This is a genomic window from Saccharopolyspora indica, assembly GCF_027853965.1.
GTDB lineage: Bacteria > Actinomycetota > Actinomycetes > Mycobacteriales > Pseudonocardiaceae > Saccharopolyspora > Saccharopolyspora indica.
Map to the genome: position 1 here is coordinate 422,808 of NZ_JAQGLB010000003.1, position 22,731 is coordinate 445,538.

15 protein-coding genes are annotated in these 22,731 nt (G+C 71.8%); 11 read left to right on the forward strand and 4 right to left on the reverse strand.

The features are described from left to right. Positions 1-267 precede the first annotated feature (267 nt). The 4 genes from OU416_RS09360 (at position 268) to OU416_RS09375 (ending at position 5,750) form a co-directional block, all read left to right on the forward strand. Positions 268-1,719, forward strand: a complete 1,452-nt coding sequence (locus OU416_RS09360; protein ID WP_270926470.1) for an aldehyde dehydrogenase family protein — start codon at positions 268-270, stop codon at positions 1,717-1,719. A gap of 83 nt (positions 1,720-1,802) precedes the next feature. Continuing rightward, positions 1,803-2,990, forward strand: coding sequence for a CaiB/BaiF CoA transferase family protein (locus OU416_RS09365; RefSeq protein WP_270926471.1), 1,188 nt, complete (start codon positions 1,803-1,805; stop codon positions 2,988-2,990). A gap of 46 nt (positions 2,991-3,036) precedes the next feature. Next, entirely contained in the window at positions 3,037-4,596 is a 1,560-nt protein-coding gene (locus OU416_RS09370; RefSeq protein WP_270926472.1) for a class I adenylate-forming enzyme family protein, read from the forward strand. A 59-nt stretch (positions 4,597-4,655) separates the two neighbouring features. Beyond that, positions 4,656-5,750 (forward strand): Zn-dependent alcohol dehydrogenase, encoded by a 1,095-nt coding sequence (locus OU416_RS09375; protein ID WP_270926473.1) that lies wholly within the window; start codon positions 4,656-4,658, stop codon positions 5,748-5,750. 100 nt (positions 5,751-5,850) lie between these two features. Here OU416_RS09375 and OU416_RS09380 read toward each other — a convergent pair whose 3' ends face one another. Genes OU416_RS09380 through OU416_RS09395 form a run of 4 tightly spaced genes read right to left on the reverse strand, consistent with a single transcriptional unit; the run spans position 5,851 to position 16,229 of the window. Further along, on the reverse strand, positions 5,851-6,822 hold the full coding sequence (locus OU416_RS09380; RefSeq protein WP_270926474.1) for an alpha/beta hydrolase: 972 nt from the start codon (positions 6,820-6,822) through the stop codon (positions 5,851-5,853). Further along, positions 6,819-13,070 (reverse strand): type I polyketide synthase, encoded by a 6,252-nt coding sequence (locus OU416_RS09385; protein WP_270926475.1) that lies wholly within the window; start codon positions 13,068-13,070, stop codon positions 6,819-6,821. The genes OU416_RS09380 and OU416_RS09385 overlap by 4 nt, the downstream gene beginning before the upstream one ends. Continuing rightward, positions 13,067-14,809 (reverse strand): fatty acyl-AMP ligase, encoded by a 1,743-nt coding sequence (locus tag OU416_RS09390; RefSeq protein WP_270926476.1) that lies wholly within the window; start codon positions 14,807-14,809, stop codon positions 13,067-13,069. Before OU416_RS09390 ends, OU416_RS09385 begins: the two co-directional genes overlap by 4 nt. Positions 14,810-14,864: 55 nt before the next feature. Beyond that, the gene (locus tag OU416_RS09395; protein WP_270926477.1) at positions 14,865-16,229 is read right to left on the reverse strand and encodes an MFS transporter; all 1,365 of its coding nucleotides are present in this window, start codon (positions 16,227-16,229) and stop codon (positions 14,865-14,867) included. A gap of 211 nt (positions 16,230-16,440) precedes the next feature. Between OU416_RS09395 and OU416_RS09400 the strand changes: the two genes are divergently transcribed. From OU416_RS09400 to OU416_RS09430, 7 genes are all read left to right on the forward strand, one after another. Further along, a complete protein-coding gene (locus OU416_RS09400; RefSeq protein WP_270926478.1) occupies positions 16,441-17,817 on the forward strand; it encodes a sensor histidine kinase in 1,377 nt (458 codons plus the stop codon). Between the two features lie 74 nt (positions 17,818-17,891). Further along, complete coding sequence (locus OU416_RS09405; protein WP_270926479.1) at positions 17,892-18,308, forward strand: roadblock/LC7 domain-containing protein; 417 nt, start codon at positions 17,892-17,894, stop codon at positions 18,306-18,308. Next, a complete protein-coding gene (locus OU416_RS09410) occupies positions 18,305-18,655 on the forward strand; it encodes a DUF742 domain-containing protein (protein ID WP_270926480.1) in 351 nt (116 codons plus the stop codon). Before OU416_RS09405 ends, OU416_RS09410 begins: the two co-directional genes overlap by 4 nt. Before the next feature lie 58 nt (positions 18,656-18,713). After that, positions 18,714-19,250, forward strand: a complete 537-nt coding sequence (locus tag OU416_RS09415; protein WP_333779629.1) for a GTP-binding protein — start codon at positions 18,714-18,716, stop codon at positions 19,248-19,250. Continuing rightward, the gene (locus tag OU416_RS09420) at positions 19,247-20,467 is read left to right on the forward strand and encodes a cytochrome P450 (protein WP_372907247.1); all 1,221 of its coding nucleotides are present in this window, start codon (positions 19,247-19,249) and stop codon (positions 20,465-20,467) included. The genes OU416_RS09415 and OU416_RS09420 overlap by 4 nt, the downstream gene beginning before the upstream one ends. Positions 20,468-20,598: 131 nt before the next feature. Then, a complete protein-coding gene (locus OU416_RS09425; RefSeq protein ID WP_270926482.1) occupies positions 20,599-21,717 on the forward strand; it encodes an FAD-dependent monooxygenase in 1,119 nt (372 codons plus the stop codon). Next, positions 21,714-22,682 carry a quinone oxidoreductase family protein gene (locus OU416_RS09430; RefSeq protein ID WP_270926483.1) on the forward strand — a complete coding sequence of 323 codons (969 nt, stop codon included), beginning with the start codon at positions 21,714-21,716 and terminating at the stop codon, positions 22,680-22,682. The genes OU416_RS09425 and OU416_RS09430 overlap by 4 nt, the downstream gene beginning before the upstream one ends. Positions 22,683-22,731 lie beyond the last annotated feature (49 nt).

The window sequence follows — 22,731 nt, forward strand, 5'->3', positions numbered from 1 at the left end:
TCGCCCGGACTCGCGTGCCGAGAGCTCGTGCCGGCCCCCCATGCTCGCCAGCAATCGTAACGAACAGGCGCATGTGGAGTTCGCAGCGCATCAGTGCGGGGATCGCGATCGGTGCCCCCTCCGCCGTCCGGGAGCACGACGCCCCGCACCCGCGCGCGGTTGTTCGACGCCAGACCCGTCAGCACGGGTTCCCCCGCGAGCGAGCCCGAACCGGAACAGCACCGCACAGCTGACCATGTCCGGCCAACGATGAGAGGTGGAAGATCGATGGACGTAGCGGGAACGCGGATCGCGCACACCGACGAGATCCTGATCGGCGGTGAGTGGCGACCCGCGACCGGCGAGTCCCATCCGGTCGTCTCGCCGTCGACGGGCGAACCGGTGTGCGTGGTCCGCCATCCGTCGGCCGCCGATGCCATCAGTGCTGTCGACGCGGCCGATGCCGCTCGCGAGGAATGGGCCCGCACCCCGCCGGCCGACCGAATCGCGGCCTGCCGACGATGGCTGGACCTCGTCGACGCTCGCGCCGACGCACTGCACGCCGTGTGGGCGGTGGAGGCCGGCATGCCGATCCGGCACGGCCGGACGTTGCACCGCTTCGGCACGCTCGCGTCCTGGCGGTCCGCGCTGGCGGGCGCTGAAGCCGTGCTGGAGGAGCAGAAGCGGACCTCCGAGCTGGGCAACGTCCTGCTGCGCCGGGAGCCGGTCGGTGTCGTGCTCGGAATCCTCCCCTGCAACGGACCTGTGGTGACCATCGCGTCCAAGGTGGTCCCCGCACTGCTGGCCGGATGCCCCGTGGTGGTCAAGGCCGCGCCGGAATCCCATCTGGTCATGACGATCGTCGCCGAGTGCGCTCGGGAAGCGGGCTTTCCCGCCGGCGTCGTCGGTGTCGTCTGCGGCACCGCGGACATCGGCAAGGCGCTGACCCGCGATCCGCGAGTGGACCTGGTGTCGCTGACCGGTGGACACGCGGCGGCTCAGGACGTTCTCGCCGCGACGCGTTCCCGGTACGCGCGGACGCAACTCGAACTCGGCGGCAAGTCCCCGGCGCTGATCCTCGACGACGCGCCGCTGGACGAGGTGTTGCGCGCGCTGGTCCCGGGTGCCACCAGCGGGGCGGGGCAGGTCTGTGCCCTGCTGTCCCGAATCCTGGTTTCCGAAAGCAGGCACGACGAGGTGGTCGCGCGCCTCGGAGCCGCTTGGGACCGGCTGACCGTCGGTGATCCGCTCGACCGAGCCACGCACGTCGGCCCGCTGATCAACGAAGCCGCTCGGGACCGCACGGAGTCCTTCGTCGCGCGTGCGAAGGCCGACGGCGCGCGCCTCGTCGCCGGCGGCTGCCGGCCTGAGGGATTCGACGCCGGTTGGTACTACCGCCCGACCTTGTTCACCGACGTCGGTGAGCACTTCGACCTGATCGAGCGCGAGGTGTTCGGGCCGGTGACCGCGGTGCAGGTGTACCGCGACCTCGACGACGCCGTTCGGCTCGCCAACGCCACGGAGTACGGCTTGTCCGGCGCGGTGTACACCGCCGACGTCGACACGGGCATCGAGGTCGCCGGTCGGATCCGCTCCGGCGCGGTGGCGGTCAACTCCTTCGGCCCGGACATGAGCGCACCGTTCGGCGGTGTGGGCGCCTCCGGCTGGGGGCGCGAATCGGGTCCCGAGGGCATCCTCGGATTCACCGAGCTCAAGCAGATCCTGGTCGGCCGGTCGTGAGCGGTGGGCGACCCGCGACCTCACTGTCCGCTTCGAGCGAAGCGGACGTTCGAAACCGATTTCTCCGACAGAAGGGCGAGGTCATGGGCCCGCTGACCGGACTGAAGATCGTCGAGCTGGCAAGCCTCGGCCCGGTTCCCTGGTGCGGCATGCTGTTCAGCGACCTGGGCGCCGAAGTGCTGCGCGTCGAACGGCCGAGCGACGTGGGCTCCCTCCGCACCGACCTCGGCGCCGCAGACGGACGTCAACCCGCATTCGTCAACGACCGCGGACGCCGTTCGGTGGCCATCGACCTGAAGCATCCCGACGGAGTGGCAGCGCTCCTCCGGCTGGCCGGACGGGCCGATGCCCTGATCGAGGGCAACCGGCCGGGAGTGACCGAACGACTCGGGGTCGGGCCGCAGGAGTGCTTCGAGCGCAATCCTCGGCTCGTCTACGGCCGGGCCACCGGGTGGGGTCAGGACGGGCCGCTGAGCGACCGGGCCGGGCACGATCTCAACTACCTCGCGGCCTCCGGCCTGCTCGCCGCCATGGGGCCGGCCGGAAGCGCGCCGGCGATCCCGCTCAACCTGCTCGGCGACTTCGCAGGCGGCGGCCTCATGCTGGCGATGGGTGTGCTGTCGGCGCTGTGGGAATCGCGCAGCAGCGGGCGCGGCCAGGTGGTCGATACGGCCATGCTCGACGGGATCTCCCTGCTCGGCGGGATCTTCTACGGTCAACGCCAAGCCGGGATGCTCAGCCTGACCCGGGGCACCAACGTCCTCGACGGCGGGGCGCCGTTCTACGCGGTGTACGAGACCTCGGACGGCGGGTGGATGGCCGTCGGCGCGATCGAGGCGAAGTTCTTCGCCGAACTGCTCGACGTGCTGGGGCTGAGTCCGGATCTCGCCGCGTCGCAGTGGGACCGGGACGCGTGGCCGGAACTGCGGGCCCGGATCGAAGGCGTGTTCAGGACCCGTTCCCGAGCGGAGTGGGAGACCCGTTTCGCGAACCGGGAAGCGTGCACGACACCGGTCCTCGACCTCGACGAAGCACTGGAGCACGACCACGCGCGGGCGCGCGGGAGCTTCGTGCCCAACGACGGCGTGCTGCAGCCCGCTCCCGCACCGCGCTTCAGCCGCACACCCGGCGAGATACGAGGACCTGCGGTGCCCGCCGGGACGGACACCGTCCGGGCGCTCCAGGAATGGGGCTTCGCAGGCCCCGAGGTGGACGCCCTCCGCGAGTCCGGCGCGATCGTCCAGGACCCCACTCGCGCGCGAAGCAGATGAACCGAACTACCCATCCGGCCAACCAGCAGCTCGACGGGAGTCATCAATGGGGATGAGCCTGAACTTCATCACCGATTCGATCGCCGGCCAGATGCCAGCCGTCGATCCTCGCCGACCAGCCGTCGCGCTGGGCGATGAACCACCGCTGAGCTGGACGGAACTGCGCGCCGCGGAACTGCGCTACGCCCGCGCGCTGCAGAAGGCGGGCGTGCGGAAGGGCGACCGCGTCGGAATCCTGCTGCGCAATTGCACCGACTACATCGCGCTGTACCTGGCCATCGGTCGAGTCGGCGGCATCGCCGTCCGGCTGAACTGGCGGCTGAGCGGCCCTGAGCTGCAGTACATGCTGGCCGACTCGCAGACATCGCTGCTGATCCTGGACGCCGAGTTCTGCGCCACCGTCGACCCCCTCCGCGACGAAATCCCGGTGTCCACCTACGTCGTCCGGGGCGAGACTCCCGGCTGGGCCGTCCCGCTGCCGCTGTTCGCCGACGAGGAATCCGACGCCACCGGGTTCCCGCAGATCGGTCCCGAGGACCCGGTGGCGCTGATGTACTCCTCGGGGACCACGGGGAGACCGAAAGGCGCGTTGTTCTCGCACAGCAATGCCCTGTGGACCGCCTCGGTCCAGATCCAGCGATGGCGGATCGACGGCCGGACCGTCGCCCAGACCAGCGGCCCGCTGTTCCACGCGGGCGGCTTCGAGGTGCTGCTGCTTCCCGCGCTCATCGCGCACGGAACCGCGATCGCCTTCCCCTCCGGCAACTTCAGCCTCGACAACTTCCTCGCGACGGGCCGCGAGAACGGCACCACCGACATGCTGCTGTACCCGTTCATGCTGTTCGACCTCCTCCGCCGCGACGACACCGACGACCAGGTACCGGCGACACTCGAACGCATCGTCACCGGTGGCGACGTCGTGATGCCCTGGGTGTACGACGAGCTGGAACGCCGCCTGCCCGGTGTGGAGCTGGTGCAGTCCTACAGCCTCACCGAGGGCGGGGCGGTCAGCACCAGCCTGGAGTTCGACGTGGCCCGGGGCCGGGAGAAGAGCATCGGCAGGCCGCAAGCCATGACCGAGGTCAAGGTCGTCCGCCCCGACGGATCGCTCACCGGCGTCGACGAGGTCGGCGAAATATGCGTGCGCAGCGGCGGGGTGAGCATCGGCTACTGGAACAACCCGGACGCCGACGAGGCCACCTTCACCGACGGCTGGTGCCGGTCCGGAGACCTCGGCCGAGTCAGCGCAGACGGCTTCCTCACCATCGCCGGCCGGGCCAAGGACATGTACCGCAGCGGCGGCGAGAACGTCTATCCCGCCGAAGTCGAAATGGTGCTGACCAGCCACGAATCCGTCGTCGACGCCGCGGTCATCGGCGTGCCCGACCCGCAGTACGTCGAAGTCGGATCAGCCATCATCGTCGCCGCCGAAGGCAGCACGATCGACCCCGACGCGCTGCGCGCCTGGCTCGTCGAACGGCTCGCCAAGTACAAGGTGCCCAAGCACTTCCACTTCGTGGACGAACTCCCGCGCAATGCCAGCGGCAAGATCCGCAAGAACGTCCTGCGCGACGACTACGGCGCACCCGAGCCCCAGAACGACTGACCTCCGCACGCACTCCGGGCACAGCGCCCGTCGAACGAACTGGAAGGGAAGACCCCGGAATGACCCGAGCCGCACTGTTCGAAAAGGCCGGCGCACCACTGCGGATCGCCGATGTCGAAGTCTCCGGGCCCGGCCCGGGCGAGGTCGTCGTCGACGTGCGCGCCACCGGCGTCTGCCACTCCGACGTCGGGGTGTTCTCCGGGAAGCTCCCGTCGCCGCTGCCCCTGGTCCTCGGACACGAGGGCGCCGGCGTCGTGTCGAGCGTGGGAGCCGACGTCACCGAACTCGCCGTCGGCGATCACGTGGTGCTGACCTGGCTGGCCAGCTGCGGCACCTGCTACTACTGCCAGCGGGCCGAGCAGCACCTGTGCGGTCGACCGCGCACCATGCTCGGCGCGCACACCATGCCCGACGGCAGCACTCGCATGAGCATCGATGGCGCACCGCTCCGCCAGTTCTGCGGGCTCGGCACTTTCTCCCAGCGCACCGTTGTGCCGGCAGGCGCGGCCATCAAGATTCCCGACGAGGTTCCGATGGCTTCTGCCGCGCTGCTCGGATGCGGTGTGCTGACCGGCTTCGGTGCCGCGGTCAAGACCGGCGGCGTGCGGGTGGGCGACTCGGTGGCCGTCATCGGTTGCGGCGGAGTCGGGTTGAACGCGGTGCAGGGCGCCCGGATCGCCGGGGCCACGACCGTCATCGCGATCGACCTGCACCCGGAACGACTGGCCCTGGCCACCGAACTCGGCGCGACCCACACCCTGATGGCGAGCCCGGACGTGGTCAATCAGGTGCAGAAGCTCACCGGCCGGAGGGGCGCGGACATCGTCGTCGAAGTCGCCGGTCGGCACGAGACGGTCAACCAGGCCGTCGCCATGACCCGGCGCGGAGGCACAGCTGTGCTCGTCGGGGCAGCTCCCGGGGTGGCCATCGACGAAGTCTTCAACAACGTCGTCATGTCCGGGAAGACGGTCAAGGGCTGCCTCTACGGATCCGCCCACGTCAAGTCCGACATCCCCCAGCTCGTCAACCTCTACCAGCGAGGCGCGCTCCTGCTCGACCAGCTGGTCACCGCGACCTTCGGCTTCGCCGACATCGGCGAAGCCGTCGACTACTGCGCCGCCGAGAACGGCGCCCGAGCGGTCGTCGTCGCTTGACGCCACGAGCGAGCTCACCCCGGCTCGTCAACGGCTTTCTCGTCCGGTTGGCCGGCGCCTCGCCGACCAACCGGACGGCCGCGGCATCACCGTCGGGACGTCACAGTCCGAGCGCGGCGGCGAGGAACGGCCAGGACGTGTGCAGCTCGCGCTCCCAGTACGGCCAGCCGTGCGTGCCGTTGCCGTAGTAGTTCACCGTCACCGGGATCCCGCGCAGCCAGAGCACGTCGGTGAACGTGCGCGAGGAGACGTAGGCGGTCATCTCGACCGGATCGTCTGATGCGGACGGATCGAGCGGTCCCGGCCTGCCGTTGCCCGCCGAGACGTACAGCGCGGTGCCGCGCAGGTCGTCGAGGTGGTCGAACGGGTTGTGCTCGCTCCACACGTCGTGGTTCCAGCGCTCCGAGCCCCACAGGTCGAAGGGCCCGAAGCCCTCGCGCACCAGGATCGCCTGGATCCACTGGGCCACGCCCGGCGCGAGCGTGTTGGGCAGACCGCTGTAGGACGCGGCAGCTCTGAACATCCCCTTGTGCCGGAAGGCGTACGCCATCGCGCCGTACCCGCCGATGGACAGCCCGGCCACCGCGCGGGTCTGGTTCGCCCGGTAGTTGCGCTCGACGATCTGGCGCACCTCCGAGGTGTGGAACCTCTCCCAGTCCGGGGCGCCCGACCGCCACGCCGAGTAGAACCCGGCCTGACCGCCGGAGGGCATGACGACCAGGACGTCCTTGTCCGCGGTGAACGCGGCGACGTCGGTGTGCTCTGTCCATGCCACGTAGTCCGGGGTCGGCGGGACGTCCTGGTCGGAGCAGCAGCCGTGCAGCAGCCACAGCTGCGGGAACAGCCGGTCCGGCTGGCTCTCGTAGTTCGTGGGAAGCAGCAGGCGCACCGGCGCGGTGGTGCCCAGCGCTGGCGAGTCGATGACCAGATCGATCGTCCGGTCGTCCACCCGCGTCTCGCTGACCACGCGGGCACCGTCGTCGGCGACGGTGGTGGCCGAGGCGGGAGCGACCGGGATCAACAGCAGAGCGCCGACAAAGGCGAGCGCTCGGAAACGCGTGCTGGGCTTCATCGAACGTTTCTCCTGTGCTGCGACGGAATTGTGCGCAGCGCGGCGTCGAGCCGAGCTGCGAGCACCTCGACGTGCGGCGGATCGATCATGGAGACGTGGTCACCGGGCACGCGCACCACGCGCACATCCGGGCACAGCTCGTCCCAGCCCAGCGCGTCGTCGGTGCGGAGGTAGCGCGGGTCGAGCGAACCGGTCAGCAGGTGCGGTTGCTCGGCGCGCAGCAGCAGCACCGGGCCGTCCCACGCGCGCGGCCGGTACCGCTCGGCCACGCGTGCGTCCACATAGGACGTGTACTGGTGGTGCAGCACGGCGGCGCCGATCCCGGGCACGGTCGCGCGCACCCGGTCCAGCACGATCCCGATCCGCTCGTCCTCGCCCACCGCCGCGAGTTCGTCCAGCGACAGCTCCAACGTCACGCCGTAGGTCCGCTCGATGTGCTCGGCGAACCGGCCGAACCGTCGCAGCGCCGCCGCATCCGGTTCGTCCGCCGCGGGCAGCGGGAGGATCGTGTCGATGAGGAACACCAGCTCCACCTGCTCACCACGCGCGGTGAGCACCTGCGCGACCTCGTAGGCCAGGCATCCGCCGAACGACCAGCCGCCCAGCGCGTACGGTCCCGCCGGCTGGTGGTCGAGCACCAGATCGGCGTAGTGCGCCGCCTTGGCCTCCACGGTGCGGAGGTGGTCGACGCGCTCGTAGCCCAGGCACGGACGGCCGAGATAGGCCACCAGCGGCTGGTACACGCTGGTCGGCCCGCCTGCCGGGTGGAACAGGTGCAGCGGCCTCCCGGTACCTGCGCGCAGGGTGCGCACGGCGCCTTCCGGGGAGCTTTCTAACCCCACCCGGACCACGTCGGCCATGGCCTCGACCGTCGGTGTGGCGAACAGATCGGCGGGCACCTCGCCCAGCCGCTCGGCCACGGCCGCACGCACCCGGTCGGCGTGCTCGGAAGTGCCGCCCAGCTCGGCGAATTCCTGGTGCACCCCGAACTCGTCGACGCCCAGAACTTCCTGCCAGACGAGCGCGATCCACCGCTCCGCCGGGTCGCGCGGGCCGATGACGGCGGGTGCCGGTGCCCCGGTCTCGATGCCCAGCTCGGCAGCCAGCGCGGCGGCTGCTTCGGTCGTGCTGGCCCCGCGCAGCAGCAGCGCCGTGGGTGGTTGCGCGCCGAAATCGCGCTGCACCGCCGTGCGCAACCGCATGGCCATCAGCGAGTCCAGGCCGAGAGCGGTGAGCGGAGCATGCGCATCCACCTGCTCGGGCGGGGTCCCCAGCAGTTCGGCGACGAGGGCGAGAAGTCGAGTCCGGACGGCTGCCAGGGTTGTCGGTCTGCTCCGCTCTTCGACCCGGACGGGCCGGGCGACCAGGTCGGCGAGGAACGGGCGGGTGGCCAGCTCCGGGAAGATCTCGGCGGCCCGGCCGAGGCCTCCCTGGACCACTCCTGCCGAAGACCGCCCGTCGGCCAGCACCGCACCGAGCGCGTCCAGCGCGGCGGCTGGTTCCACCGAGGCCAGCTCGGCGTTGATCCGATCCTCGGTTCCCTCTGCACGGGTCCACGCGGCCCAGTTGATCGTGGTCGCCGGCAGCCCGGCGGCGCGCCGCGATGCGACCAGCGCGTCCAGCCAGGCGTTCGCGGTGGCGTACGCGGCCTGCCCGGGCGAGCCGACCAGTCCGGCCAGCGAGGACTGCGCGAGCCACCAGTCCAGCGGCACCCCGGCCGTGGCTTCGTGCAGCCGCCACCCGCCGATCACCTTGGGCCGCCATGCGCGGGTCAGCTCGTCCGCGCTCAGCTCGGCCACCGTGCGGTCCGCGAGCACGCCCGCGCCGTGCACCACACCGCGCAACGGCACGCCGCCGCGCTGGGCGTGCTCGACGAGCTGCTCGGCCACACCGGGATCGACGAGGTCGCCCAGCACCACGTCCACCTCGACGCCCCGGGCGCGCAGCTCGGCAAGCACGCCGACGGCCGGTTCGCTCGGCGCTGTGCGGCCGGAGAGCACCAGCCGGGTCGCACCGCGGTCGACGAGCCAGCTCGCGACGAGCAGTCCGAGTTCGCCCAGCCCACCGGTGATCAGGTACGCACCCTCACCGACCGGGACCTCGCCGCCTGCCAGCAGGACGCGGGCCAGCCGTGCGGAGTAGCGCTGCCCGTCACGCCAGGCGACCTCGTCATCGGGTTGGTCGGCCCGCACTTCGGCGACCAGGTCGGCGATCGAGCCCGCGGGGTCCAGGTCCACCACGGTCGCGCGCAGCTCAGGATGCTCGAAGGCCAGCACCCGCACGAGCGCCCGCAGGCACGCCACTCCCGGCTCACCGGTCTCGCCTGCCGCCACGGCGTGCGCACCGCTGCTCACCAACCACAACCTGGGTGGCGATGCCCGCACCGCCAGCTCGGACGCCAGGTTCACAACGCGCATCACCAGGTGCTGGGCTTCCTCGGGATCCGTTGCGTCGTCGGCCAGCAGCAGCACTCCGTCCGCCGACCCGTCGAGATCGCAACGAACGATGTCACCGTCGAACGCGGCGGCAAGATCCGGAGAATCGGACACCACTGCCCAAGTGCGGGGTTCCCGCGAGGAGAGCTCCGGCAGCGGTGCGGGCACCCAACGCCGTTCCAGGACCGTGGTTGCGGTCCGCAGGCGGGAGGCGTGCACGCCCGCGAACTCCACCAGGACCGTGTCGTCGTCGGCAAGCAGCTGCACCGTGCCGGTCACCGAGTCCGATGTGGACTCCGCGATCTCGGCGGCGCACCAGGTTCCACGTGCGGGGTCGCCCAGCACTCGCACCGATCCGATCCGGGTCGGCACGTACCGGCCGGGCGTGGCACTCGCGGCGGCCGCGGCCAGCACGTGCAGGCAGGCGTCGGCCAGCGCCGGGTGCAGCACGTACGCCGGGTGGGGCCGGGCCTGCTCGGGCAACGTGAGCACGGCCGACGCCGCACCTCCGGCGGCGAAGGCCGTGCTCACCCCCCGGAACGCCGGCCCGTAGGCGTGCCCGGCGGCGGTGAACCGCTCGTGCACGTCGATCTCGGGTCCTGCGATCCGACCCAACGGCGCGGGCGCGGGCGCGTCGTCGGGGGTCAGCGTGGCGCTGGCGTGGGTGACCCACTCATCTCCGTCCCGCACCAGCACGGTCACCTGGTCGCCGGTCAGGCTGGTGGTGAGCGTCGCGGCAGTGGACAGGTCCAGCAGCGCGTCCAAGGTCAGGTCCCGCACGGCCTTGCCACCTCCGGCCGCCAGCGCGAGTTCCAGGTAGCCGGTCGCGGGGAACACCGGGGTCCCGTCCAGCGCGTGGTCGGCCAGCCACGGTAGCGCTGCGGTGGACACCTCCGACTGCCACAGGTGACGGCCGTCTTCGGGCACCTCGACGTGGTCGCCCAGCAACGGGTGCCTGCGGTCGTCGCGCGGTGCGGCCGAGGTGATCCAGTGCCGGGTGTGTCGCCAGCGGCGCCTGGGAAGATCCACGGCCGGCGCCGCCGGGTACTGCCCGCGCAGCACGGCCGGATGCCCGGCGGTGTGCAGAGCGGCCAGCGCGGGCAGGAATCCCTCGGCCTGACGCCGCATGCTCGCCAGCACCAGCGCGTCCGCCCCGGCGGCGTGCGCGGTCTGCTCGACAGCGGCAACCGCCACCGGGTGCGGTGCGATCTCCAGGAACACGCCGTGTCCCTGCTCCAGCGCGGCCGTCACGGCCTGGGTGAAGCGGACCGGACGGCGCAGGTTGCCCACCCAGTAGTCCGGCCCGAACTTGGGCTCGGTGAGCGGGTCGAACACGCTGGAGAACACCCGCACCGACGGCGGCGCGGGCAGCAGGGAGCCGATGGCCGCGCGGAATCCGGCCAGCCCCGGCTCCACCGCCGCCGAGTGCCCGGCCGCACCCAGCGGAAGCACGCGGGTGAACCGGCCACGTCCGGCCGCGAACGCCACCAGGTCGGCGACCGGACCGGGCGGGCCGGAGACCGTGCACTGCGTCGGCGATCCGTGCACGGCGATCTCCACGCCGGGATACCGCGGGGCGAGGCCGGCCAGTTCCTCCGGCGACATCTCCACCACCGCCATCGCGCCAGGGTCGCGGGCATCGATCCCGGCCAGCACTCGTGCTCGCTCGCGCATCACCAGCAGGCCCTGCGGCACGTCCAGCGCACCTGCGACGACGGCCGCCGCGATCTCGCCCATCGAGTGCCCGATCACCGCAGCCGGGGTCACCCCGCGCGCCTGCCAGCACCGGGCCAGCGCGACCTGCATGCCGAACAGGGCGGGCTGCACGACCTTGAGGTCGGTCAGCTCTTCGGAAGAGCGCAGCACCGCGCTCAGCGAGAAGCCCGGACCGACTGCGAAGTGCGGCTCCAGCTCGGCCACGGCTTCCGCGAAGTCCGGTTCGGCGGCCAGCAGGTGCGCACCCATGCCCGGCCAGTACGAGCCGTACCCGGAGAACACGAACACCGGGGCCGCGGCGTCGGAGCGGGCCGTGCCGGTGACCACGTGCGGTGCTCGTTCCCCGGCTGCCACCGCCCGCAATCCGCTGACCAGCTCCGACCGCTGCCGAGCCTGCACCACCGCGCGCACCGGCTCGTGGTCGCACCGCACCGCCAAGGCCGCGGCCACGTCCGGCAGCGGGGTGTCCGGCGCGGTCTCCAGCCAGTCGGCGAGATCGTCAGCGCGGGCGGCGAGCCGTTCGGCGGAACGACCGGAGATCGCGAACAGTTCGGTCGTGTCGTCGTGCTCGTCCCCCGGGGCCGGACCCGTCGGCCACTCCTCGACCACGACGTGCGCGTTGGTGCCGCCGAACCCGAACGCCGACACCCCGGCTCGGGCCAGCCCCGAGTAGCGCGGCCACGACCGGGGCTCACCGACCACCTGCAACCGTCCGGCGGCGAAGTCGATGTGCGGGTTCGGCTCGCGGAAGTGCAGGCTCGCCGGGATCGTGTCGTGGCCCAGCGCCAGCACGGTCTTGATGAGCCCGGTAATCCCGGCGGCTCCCTCCAGGTGGCCCAGGTTGGTCTTCACCGAACCCAGCAGCAGCGGCTCGCCCTCGGGCCTGCCGACCCCCAGCTCCGCGCCCAAGGCGCCCGCCTCGACCGGGTCACCCAGCAGGGTCCCGGTGCCGTGCGCCTCCACGTAGTCCACAGTGCACGGATCGACGTCGGCATCGGCGTAGGCGACGCGCAGCAAGTCGGCCTGTGCCGCGGGATTCGGCGCCATCAGGCCGTTGGACCGACCGTCGGAGTTCGTGGCGCTGCCGCGCAGCACGGCCAGCACCCGATCGCCCGCCGACCGCGCGTCCGACAGCCGCCGCAGCACCAGCACCCCGCAGCCCTCACCGCGCGCGATCCCGTTGGCGGCCGCGTCGAACGCCTTGCACCGCGCGTCCGCCGCGAGCAGGCCTGCCCGCCGGAACATCGCGAACGGTCCCGGGGTGAGCAGCAGGTTCACCCCGCCCACCAACGCCAGATCGCACTCCCCGCGCTGCAAGCTCACCAACGCCTGGTGCACCGCCACCAACGACGAGGAGCACGCCGTGTCCACCACGACCGAAGGCCCCCGCAGGTCGAGCAGGTAGGACAGCCGGTTGGCGAGCACGCTGACCGCCGCGCCGGTGCCCGACCACGCGTCCACCTGGTCGGGATCGGCCATGGCCAGCGCGCCGTACTCGGCGGACGACACTCCCGCGAACACGCCGGTCCGGCTGCCGCGCAAGGAGCCCGGTGCGATCCCGGCGTGTTCCAGGGCCGACCACGCCACCTCCAGCAGGATCCGCTGCTGCGGGTCCATCACCGCCGCCTCGCGCGGGGTGATGCCGAAGAAGTCCGCGTCGAACCCGGCCACGTCGTCGAGGTATCCGGCGGGCTCGTCGGGCCCCGCCCGACCGGCCGGACGCGGGCCGACCGCGTCCCGCCCGGTGGCCAGCAGGTCCCAGAACTGCTCCGGCGAGTCGATCTCGCCCGGCAGCCGGCACCCGATGCCCAGCACCGCGATCGGCTCCCTGGGCGCCGGGGCCCGGCGCGGTCCGCCGGACGTACCGGGCTCCAGAACCGCGGTGACCAGCTCCGCCACGCTCGGGTGCTGGTAGACGATCGTGACCGGGACCTGCCTGCCCAGCAGTTCCGCCAGTTCACCGGCCACGGCAGCGGCCTCGCGCGAGGAGACGCCCAGGTCGCGCAGCGGCCGGTCCACCTCGATCATCGCGGTCGGCAGGCCGGACAGCGCGGACAGCCTCCCCACCAGCCAGGTCGTCAGCTCGGCGGGGGTCACGGCCGCGCCTCCAGGTAGCGGGCGCGGCACGCCGAGCGGGCGATCTTGCCGCTGGAGGTGCGCTGCAACGTGCCCGGCTCCACCAGCTGGACGTCGTGCAGCGTGAGCCCGTGCCGCTGGGCGACCGCGGCCCGGACCGCTCCGGCCAGCTCCGCGGGATCCACCTCACCGGCAGGCAGCTTCCGGCTTCGCTCGGCCAGCACGACCGCGCGCTCACCGTCCGGAGTGCCGACCGCGAACGCCACGCTCTTGCGCGGCCCGATCGCGCGGTGCGCCTCCTCCACCGTCTGCTCGACGTCCTGCGGGTAGTGGTTGCGCCCGTCCACGATGATCAGGTCCTTCAACCGGCCGGTCACGTACAGCTCGCCGCCGTGCCACGCGCCCAGATCTCCGGTGCGGAGCCAAGAGCCGAGTTCCGGCCGATCGGCCAACCGCGCACCGAAGACCTCATCGGTCTCCCGCGGCCGGTTCCAGTAGCCCCGCCCGACGTTGGGTCCGCTGACCCAGATCTCCCCCACCGTTCCCTTGGGCACCTCGCAGGCCGTGCCCGGGTCCACGGTCATCACCCGCTGACCGATCGACTGTCCACAGGAGACGATCTCGATCGCCTCGGTGCCGGACCGCTCCACCAGCCGCCCCGCGGCCAGCTCCCGCCGGTCGAACGACCGCCGGCGCGGCGGCCCGTCCGCCACCCCGGCCGAGACGAACACCGTGGCCTCGGCCAGGCCGTAGGAAGGCCGGTGCACCTGGGGCCGCAGCCCGCAGGCCTCGAAGGCAGCCCGGAAGCGGTCGACCGACGCAGGTTGCACAGGTTCGCTGCCGTCGATGAGCGCGTGCACCGCGTCCAGCCGGAGCCGGAGCTTGTCCTGCTCAGCCACCCGCGCGGCGCTGAAGGCGTAGGCGAAGCTGGGTGCGGCGCTGATCGAACCGGGGTTGGCCGACAGCGCTTCCAACCAGCGTTGCGGCCGGACCAGGAACGACACCGGCTGCATCAGCACCGTGCGGACGCCGGCGACCAGCGGCGCGGCGATCGACAGCACCAGGCCCATGTCGTGGAACAACGGCAACCAGCTCACCGTGACTCCGCGGTTCCTGGTGACGCCGTAGGCCGCGCACGCCTGGCTCGCGTTGGCCACCACGTTGCCGTGCGTGATCATCACACCGCGCGGAGTCCCGGTGGATCCCGAGGTGTACTGGAGGTAGGCGAGGTCGTCGGGCCGCAGCGGGACCGGCGCGAATTCCCGATCGGCCGTCGTGGGCACACAAGCGACTTCGACGCCGCTCAGCCCGTGGCCGTCGAGGAACTCCGCGACCGCATCGGCCTTACCCGGACTGGTCAGCGCGATTGCGGGACGGCAGTCGGCGAGCACGGCGGCGAGCCGGTCACCGTGCCCGGGCAGGTCCGGTCCGAACAGCGGCACCGCGACTGCGCCCGCGCGCAGCACGCCGAGGAAGGCGGACAGGTAGTCCGGCGTCTGGTCCACCATGATCGCCACCGGTTCACCGCGTTCGACCCGGGATTGCAGCCATCCGGCCACTGCGGTGGCCCGATCGTCGAGCTGCCCCCAGGTCACCGCGACACGGCGGCCGGCGGGCCGCTCGCGGTAGTCCAGGAACGTGACGGCCTCCGCCTCGCCGTCGAACGCGGCCCACCCGGCGAGCTGGTCGGGCAGCAGGGCGTCGGGCGGCGGAATTTGTGCGGCAGCCGCTGGAAGACGTGCAGCAGTAACAGAGTTCATCGGAGAATCCTCGCTACGTCGGTTCACGCGATCGGTTCGGTCGTCTGCACCCTGCTCAGTCCACAAGGGACAATTCGGAGGTTCGCCTGCGCGGCAGAACCCGGGCGGCCAGCAAGGCCGCGACGGCGGTCACCGCAGCGGCGACAACGAGCGCGTCGGCGTATCCCGCGACCATCGGCCCGGAGGCCATCAGCGCGCCGACCAGTGCGACGCCGAGAGCACCGGAGAGCTCTCGCGAGGCGGCCAGCATTCCGGCGGCGGTACCGGTGAGGCGCTCCGGGACGATCTCAAGCGCGCAGGTGGTCAGCGGCGCGGTGAACGCCGAGCCGAACCCGATCACGGCCAGCGCGGCCAGCCGCAGCCCGAGCGCGGGCACATCGCCCACCGCTGCCAACGCGACCAGCCCTGCGGCGACCAGCCCCAGCCCGCACACCACCACCGCCGCGGCGCCCATCACCACCACCGCCCTGCCCACCAGCGGAGTGGCGACGATCAACGCGATCGCCACGGCCAGCAGGGGCAACGCGGCAGCGCTCGGCCCGGTCCGCAACAACTCCTGGTGCACCACCGGGGTGAAGAACGCGACCCCGGTGACGCCGACGCCCCACAGCAGCTGCACCAGCAGTCCGCCCCGCAGCCCACGCCTCCGGAGCAACACCCGCACCGATCCACCGAGCCGCGGAGCCACCTCGCCCAGCCGTGCCGGAAGGGTTCCGGCCAGCAGCATGATGATGAGCACGAACGGCAGTACCGACCAGAAGACCCAACGCCAGTGCAGGTATTCGCTCAGCGCTCCACCGAGCACCGGCCCAGCAGCCAGCGCCCCGGCCAACGCCACCAGCCAGATCGCCGCCCCCGACGCCCGACGCGCTGGGGGCAGCGCGGTACGCAGCAGCATGAGCGCAGCGGGCACGACCGCAGCGGCGGCCACGCCCTGGAGCACGCGCCCGGCGATCAGCAACGACCAGGTCGAGGCGAACCCCGCCAGCCAGGATCCCGCGCCGAAAAGCGCACTCCCCCAACGCAGAACCGCTCGCTCTCCCAGCCGGTCGATCATCGGGCCTGCCGGCAACAGCAGCGCGGCGTACGGCAGCACGTACCCAAGCCCGAGCCAGGAGACCTGCCCGACGCCCAGGTGCAGCTCCGCGGCGACCGACCCGGCAGCCGCGGCGACAATCGTGCTGTCCACCGCCGCCAGGAAGGCCACCACCGCGATCAGCACCAGCACCGGCCCGGTCGAGCGCTCCCCGCCGGACCCCCGTTCGCGGGCCGGGGGAACGACGGCGGGCGACCGTCCATGCTCCTCAGAGCTCGACGGGCCGCTGTCCGGACCTGCGGGCAGTCGTCGGGAAGACCACGCGGACGGCGGCTCGCTCCGGTGCCGCGCGCACGGCACGGCACCGATCGCAGTAGCGATCATTCTCCACTCCACTCCTCGTCGAGTCGGGCGGCACAGCCCGGCGGAGCTGCATTGCTGCGACGCTACGGACGTGGAAGCTGGCCGGGTGTCCAAGTTCTCGGACACCCGGCCAGCTTTCGGAGGCGTTACTGAAATGTGAATTACTTAATATATGATGCGGGCTATGATCGGCCGATCCTTCGGTTACCGACAGGCCATTGAGGACATTCCAATGCCGTCCCACGAATCCGTTCGCCCCGCGCTGCTCGCCCTCTTGTCTGCCGCGACCGTCACCGGCGGCGCCTGCCTGTGGATGTCCCTGACCGCGGACGCCACAAGCCAGGCACTGGTCGCGTGGTACGGAGGTGTCCTCTCGGCCCTGCTGTCCGCGGCCATCGCGCTCGCGGTCCGCGGCACCCTGCTGGCCCGCGACACCCGGGCGCGTCTCGCCGCGGCCGACGCGGAACTCGCCCGGCTCGCCGAAGAAGCGCTCCCGGCCGTAGCCCGCCGGGTGCGCGAAGGAGCCCCTGCGGACGCCGCGACCGCCGAGGTGGCGCACTCCTTCGGGCCTGCCCACCAGCAGGTCGTCCGCGCAGCGGCCGAGGAGATCGCCACCGGTGAGCGGATGCGTGCCGCCGCCACCGCCACCAGTGCCAACGTGGCCGGTCGCATGCAGGCGCTGGCGACCAGCATGCTCGCCGATCTCCGCGAGATGGAGGGCAAGCACGACGCGGACGTGCTCGCGGACCTGCTCAAGCTCGACCACAGCACCGCGCAGGCCGGTCGCCTCGCGGACAGCATCGCGGTGCTCACCGGCGCCCGCTCCGGCCGCCGCTGGACCAAGCCGATCGTGATGGAGAGCGTGCTGCGCGGCGCGATGGGCCGGATCAGCGGCTACCAGCGGATCCGGACGCACTCGACCAGCACCGTCGCGATCGCCGGCTACGCGGCGGAAGGCGTCATGCACGTGCTCGCCGAGCTGATGGACAACGCGACCCGCTTCTCCCCGCCCGCCGAAGAGGTCCACGTCTACGTGGAGGCCATCCACACCGGGATCGTCGTCCGGATCGAGGACAGCGGTCTGGTCATGAGCCCCGAGGCGCTGGCCCGCGCCGAGCGCGCTGTGTCGGCCGAACCGCTGGACCTGGCCGCGATGTCCGGGACCCGGCTCGGGCTCGCCGTGGTGGGCCGGCTGGCCCGCAAGCACGGCCTGACCGTCTCGTTCCGGTCCTCCTCGCGCGGCGGCACCGGTGTCGTCGTCCTGATTCCCCGGCAGCTGATCACCCAGCCCCGGCACGATCCGGCTCCCGCACTCGGCCGGGCTCCCGCCTCCCAGATCACCGAGGACATCTCCCTCCCCGCTCAGGAGAGCTCCCGATCCGACCGGGAACCGGCCTTCCCCACCGCGGGCACCCCGCTCCCGGCGACCGGCGGCGAACCTAACGCGCTGCCCAAGCGCCACCGCGGCCAAACTCTTGCCGCCGCGCACGCGGCCAACGCACCGAAGGAACCCCGGCAGGCCAGGCGGCGGCCGGACCCGGGCGCGCGGTTCGACGCCTTCCGCAACGCCCGCCGCACCCAGTCGTCCCCGGACGACAACGCTCGATGACCGCTACGCGGTCAGCACAACAGGATTGGAGGCACGGGCCGGTTCCCGTTCCACAACACCGGCCCAGAACTGCGATGACCACCACGACGCGCGACCTCGACTGGCTGCTGGAGAACCTGCTGGCGCAGACGCCGCACAGCCGGCACGCCCTGGTGCTGTCGAAGGACGGACTCAAGCTCTGCCACACGCCCGGCCTGTCGATGGATCAGGCCGACCAGCTGGCCGCCATCGCCTCCGGCATCCAGAGCCTGTCCTGCGGAGCCTCGGCCGAATTCGGCGACGGCAGCGGCGGGGTGCGCCAGTCCATGACCGAGTTCTACGGCGGCGTGCTCTGCATCGTCGAGGCCGGCGCGGGCGCGCACCTCGCCGTGCTGGCCGGAGAGGACGCGGACGTCGGCGTCGTCGGGCACAACATGAACGAGCTGGTCGAGCAGATCGGCGAGCACCTCAGCACCGCCCCGCGCGGCGCCAACCCCGCCTGGCCGCAATGACCTGGCTCGACGACGGCCCGGACCGGCTCTACACCGTCACCGGAGGTCGCAGCCGGCCGGCGGAGGATTCCTTCGACCTGGTGACGCTGATCGTGAGCGAATGCGATCCGGTCCCGGGCATGCAGTCCGAGCACGCGTGGATCCTGCGGCTGTGCCGCCGGCCGATGGCCGTGGCGGAGCTGTCCGCGGGACTGCGGCTTCCGGTGAGCGTGGTGAAGGTGCTGCTCTCGGACCTGCTCGACATGGGCAAGGTCACCGCCCGCCACCCGTCCTCGGCCCGCACCGAGGCGCAACTGCCCACTCCCGAATTCCTGAAGCAGGTGCTCGTTGGACTCCGCAATCTCTGAACGGGCGACCTCCGCACCCGCACCGCTGCGCGGGACCGTGACGGACGCCCTGAAAATCGTGATCGTAGGCGGGTTCGCCGTCGGCAAGACCACCATCGTGCGCTCGGTCAGCGAGATCCGGCCGCTCAGCACCGAGGAGACCATGACGCAGGCCGGCGTCGGCATCGACGAAACCGGCGGCGTCAGCGGCAAGTCCACCACCACGGTGGCCTTCGACTTCGGCCGGATCACGCTGAACGACCACCTGGTGCTGTACCTGTTCGGCGCACCCGGCCAGGAGCGGTTCTGGTTCGTGTGGGACCAGCTGTTCGCGGGCTCGCTGGGCGCGGTCGTGCTCGTCGACGACCGGCGGCTGGCCGACTCCTGGTACGCCATCGACCGGCTCGAACACCACCGGATGCCGTTCATCGTCGCCCGCAACAACTTCGGCAGGCCCGTGCACAGCCTGGCGCAGGTGCGCGACGCGCTCGACCTGTCGGCCGGAGTACCGCTGATCGACTGCGACGCCCGCGACCGGGAATCCAGCAAGGCCGTGCTGATCGGGCTGGTCGAGCACCTCCACGCCATGTCGTCCACCCGGGAGGCCGCGCCGTGACCCGTCCGGGCGCCCAGAACCCGCACGCCAGAGCCGCGCGGCTCTACGGCCCGCGGTTCCACGACAACCCCGTCGAGGTGTACCGGGAGATGCGGCGCGAGCACGGGCCCGTGGTCCCGGTGCTGCTGGAAGGCGGCGTGCCCGCCTGGTGCGTGCTCGGCTACCGCGAACTCCACCACGTCACCAGCACCCCGGAGCTCTTCGGCCGCGACTCGCGCCGCTGGAACGCCTGGTCCTCGGTTCCCCGCGACTGGTCGATGCGGCCCTACGTCGAGCACCAGCCGACGGTGCTCTTCGCCGAGGGAGAAGCGCACCGCGAACGCGCGGACGCGATCGCATCGGCACTGTCCGCTGTGGACGAGTTCGAACTGCGTTCGCAGGTCGAGCGGATCTGCGACGATCTGATCGACGGCTTCGCCGGGCGCGGCAGCGCGGATCTGATCACCGAGTACGCGCACCGGATCCCGCTGCTGACCATGCTGAAGATCTACGGGCTGCCGGACGAGGAGGCCCCGGCCCTCGCGCACGACGTCACCACGTCGGCGGCCGAAGGCGACGAAGCGGTCCACGCCCACCGGCGGACCTTCGGGCGGATGCTCGAACTGGTGCGGGACAAGCGCCGCAACCCCGGCCGCGACGTGCCCTCGGCGCTGCAGGCCCACCCGGTGGGGCTGACCGACGAGGAGATCGCCACCGACCTGCTGATCACGATGGCCGCCGGATACCTCAACACCGGCTGCTGGATGGGCAACACGATCCGGCTGATGCTCACCGACGACCGCTTCGCGATGACCCTCTCCGGCGGGCGCAGCAGCGTGGCGCAGGCCCTGACCGAAGTGCTCTGGGAGGACAGCCCGACGCAGAACTTCGTCGGCCGGTGGGCCACCCAGGACACCCAGCTGGGCGGCCAGCGGATCCGCAGAGGAGACCTGATCGTCCTCGGCCTGGCCTCGGCGAACACCGATCCGCAGGTTCGCCCGGACTCCTGCGCGGGCGCGGCGGGCAACCAGGCGCACCTGTCGTTCAGCCACGGAGAGCACGGGTGTCCCTTCCCCGCCCAGGAAATCGCGCGGATCATCGCCACGACCGGAATCGAGGTGCTCCTCGACCGCCTGCCCGACGTCGCGCTCGCGGTGCGCCCCGACGACCTGCAGTGGCTCCCGTCGGTGTGGGTCCGCGGCCTGGCCGCCCTCCCCGTGACCTTCGCCCAGTACTGAACCCGTCGCACCCGGGGACAACGCTCTCCCGGGGACGAAGTCGGCCCTTCTTCGCGCGCGGTGCCGTGGCCAGACTCGGAGCGGACCGGGTCTGGCAGGCCCGAACGACAGCTTCGAACCGGAAGTTCACATTGAGCACATCATCCTCCACGACCACCGAAACCCGACGCATCGAGGGCCCGCTCATCGTCGGCGGATCGTTGGGCGGACTGTCCACAGCACTCGCGCTGTCGGCCCAGGGCATCCCGGCCGCAGTCCTCGAACGCACGGCCGGGCGAACCCAGCGCGGGGTGGCGATTCGGGTGGCCGGCGGGCAACTCCAACATGCCATCGGCCCCGACGCGTACCGAGTCGTCTCCGGCCACCTCGGCCACGGCGCGCTGCAGCAGGGCTACCTGCCGCACGCCTGGTGGGACGTCTACCAGGCTCTGCGGGCCGCAGCAGCCGCTGATCCGGCGATCCAGCTGATCGACGGCGCGAACGTCGTGGCCGTGGGCTGCGACGACGACGAGGCGTGGGCTCGCACCGCTGACGGCCGGGTCTGGGCCGCGGAGGTCGTCATCGGTGCCGACGGCTACCGCAGCGTGGTCCGCGGAGCGGTCGATGCCGAGCGCGCCAACGCCGGATACGCCGGCTACGTCCTGTGGCTCGGCCAGTCCGAACTTCCCGAGGTCCACCGGGACCGGGCCGGGGGCCCGACGTTCTTCGAGGGCGGACGCGACCTGCTCGCGGTCTACCCGCTGATCGAGGCGGACGAGAAGGTCCGGCGCTTCGGCTGGGGCTGGTTCGATCCCCGCTACAACGACCTGCTCCGCCGGATCGGCGCCGTCCGGGGCAGCGACGTGATGCGCACACCGCGCGCCGGGGACATCCCCGACGACATCTACGACCAACTCGCCGAAGAAGCCGCGCGCAAGTGGGACGAACCGTGGCGATCGGGCGTCATCGAGGCATTCCGCAACCAGGACGTCGTGGCCACACCGATTTCCGAGTACCTGCCGGAAAAGGTGACCAACGCCCGCCTGGCTCTCGTGGGCGACGCAGCGCACGCGCAGACCCCGATGACCGGCGCTGGCTTCGACCAAGCGGTCGCCGACGCAGCCGCGATGGCCGAGGCCCTCCACGAGGCATCCGCACCGCACGAGGGCTTGGCGAGGTACGAACTGATGCGATTGGCCGACATGCGGCGCAGCGTGTCGGGCGGACAGTCGTTCAGCCGTTCTTTCGCCGCAGAACAAGGAGTGTCATGACCACCATCACCGCGCTCGCGGTCACGCCGCAGCACGCCTGGGAGAAGGTCCACGTCGAAGCGCCGGATCCGGGGCCCGGCCAAGTGCTGATCCGGGCGACCGCATTCGCGCTGAACAACGGCGACGTGCGGGCGCTGGACAACGGGCCGGGCGACACGGCCGAGCCCGTGATCGGCGGTTACGAGGTCGCCGGGACGATCACCGCAGTGGGAGCCGGCGTGGACTCGGCACGCATCGGCTCCCGGGTCATGGCGACCACTTCGCGGGCGTTCGCGGAATGCGCGGTGGCGCAGAGCGATCTGGCGTTGCCGATCCCGGAAGGCCTGAGCGATGCGGAAGGAGTCACCCTCCCGGTAGCCCTGCTCACGGAGTACGGCGCGCTCCGCGCCGGGCGGCTGAGCGCCGGGCAGACCGTGCTCATCACGGGCGCCACGTCCGCGATCGGCCTGGTGGGCGTCCAGCTGGCGAAGGTTCTCGGCGCCGGTCGCGTCCTCGCGACGACGCGTTCGCCCGGCAAAGCGGAGCTGCTGACCTCGCTCGGCGTCGACCAGGTCGTCATCACGTCATCCGAACCGCTCACCGAAGCGGTGCTCGCGGCGACCGACGGCATCGGCGTGGATCTCGCGGTGGACCACGTGGCGGGTCAGACGTTCGCGGAGGTGCTGCCCGCCACGCGGATCGACGGTCAGGTGGTGCAAGCGGGCCGACTCGGCGGCGCCGCGTCCACCATCGACGTCGACGCCCTGTCGTTCCGCCACCTCACCGTGCGCGGCGTGTCCTACGGCCGCCCCGAGGTGCTCGCGCAACTGCTCGGCGAAGCCTACGAAGCGGCGCTGCCCGCCCTCTCGGACGGGAGGCTCCGGCCGGTCGTCGACCAGGAGTTCCCCTTCGACCGCGCCAACGACGCGGCCGAGCGCGTCCGCAGCGGCGCGACCCGCGGCAAGGTGGTCCTGGTCCTGCCGTGAGATCAGCACCCGCGCCGCCCCTGCTAGGGACGGCGCGGGTGCTGCGGTG

Excerpts from the sequence above, each read along its gene's own strand:
- OU416_RS09360 (WP_270926470.1), top strand. The coding sequence starts at position 268 with ATGGACGTAGCGGGAACGCGGATCGCGCACACCGACGAGATCCTGATC.
- OU416_RS09365 (WP_270926471.1), top strand. The coding sequence starts at position 1,803 with ATGGGCCCGCTGACCGGACTGAAGATCGTCGAGCTGGCAAGCCTCGGC.
- OU416_RS09370 (WP_270926472.1), top strand. The coding sequence starts at position 3,037 with ATGGGGATGAGCCTGAACTTCATCACCGATTCGATCGCCGGCCAGATG.
- OU416_RS09375 (WP_270926473.1), top strand. The coding sequence starts at position 4,656 with ATGACCCGAGCCGCACTGTTCGAAAAGGCCGGCGCACCACTGCGGATC.
- OU416_RS09380 (WP_270926474.1), bottom strand. The coding sequence starts at position 6,822 with ATGAAGCCCAGCACGCGTTTCCGAGCGCTCGCCTTTGTCGGCGCTCTG.
- OU416_RS09390 (WP_270926476.1), bottom strand. The coding sequence starts at position 14,809 with ATGAACTCTGTTACTGCTGCACGTCTTCCAGCGGCTGCCGCACAAATT.
- OU416_RS09395 (WP_270926477.1), bottom strand. The coding sequence starts at position 16,229 with ATGATCGCTACTGCGATCGGTGCCGTGCCGTGCGCGCGGCACCGGAGC.
- OU416_RS09400 (WP_270926478.1), top strand. The coding sequence starts at position 16,441 with ATGCCGTCCCACGAATCCGTTCGCCCCGCGCTGCTCGCCCTCTTGTCT.
- OU416_RS09405 (WP_270926479.1), top strand. The coding sequence starts at position 17,892 with ATGACCACCACGACGCGCGACCTCGACTGGCTGCTGGAGAACCTGCTG.
- OU416_RS09410 (WP_270926480.1), top strand. The coding sequence starts at position 18,305 with ATGACCTGGCTCGACGACGGCCCGGACCGGCTCTACACCGTCACCGGA.
- OU416_RS09430 (WP_270926483.1), top strand. The coding sequence starts at position 21,714 with ATGACCACCATCACCGCGCTCGCGGTCACGCCGCAGCACGCCTGGGAG.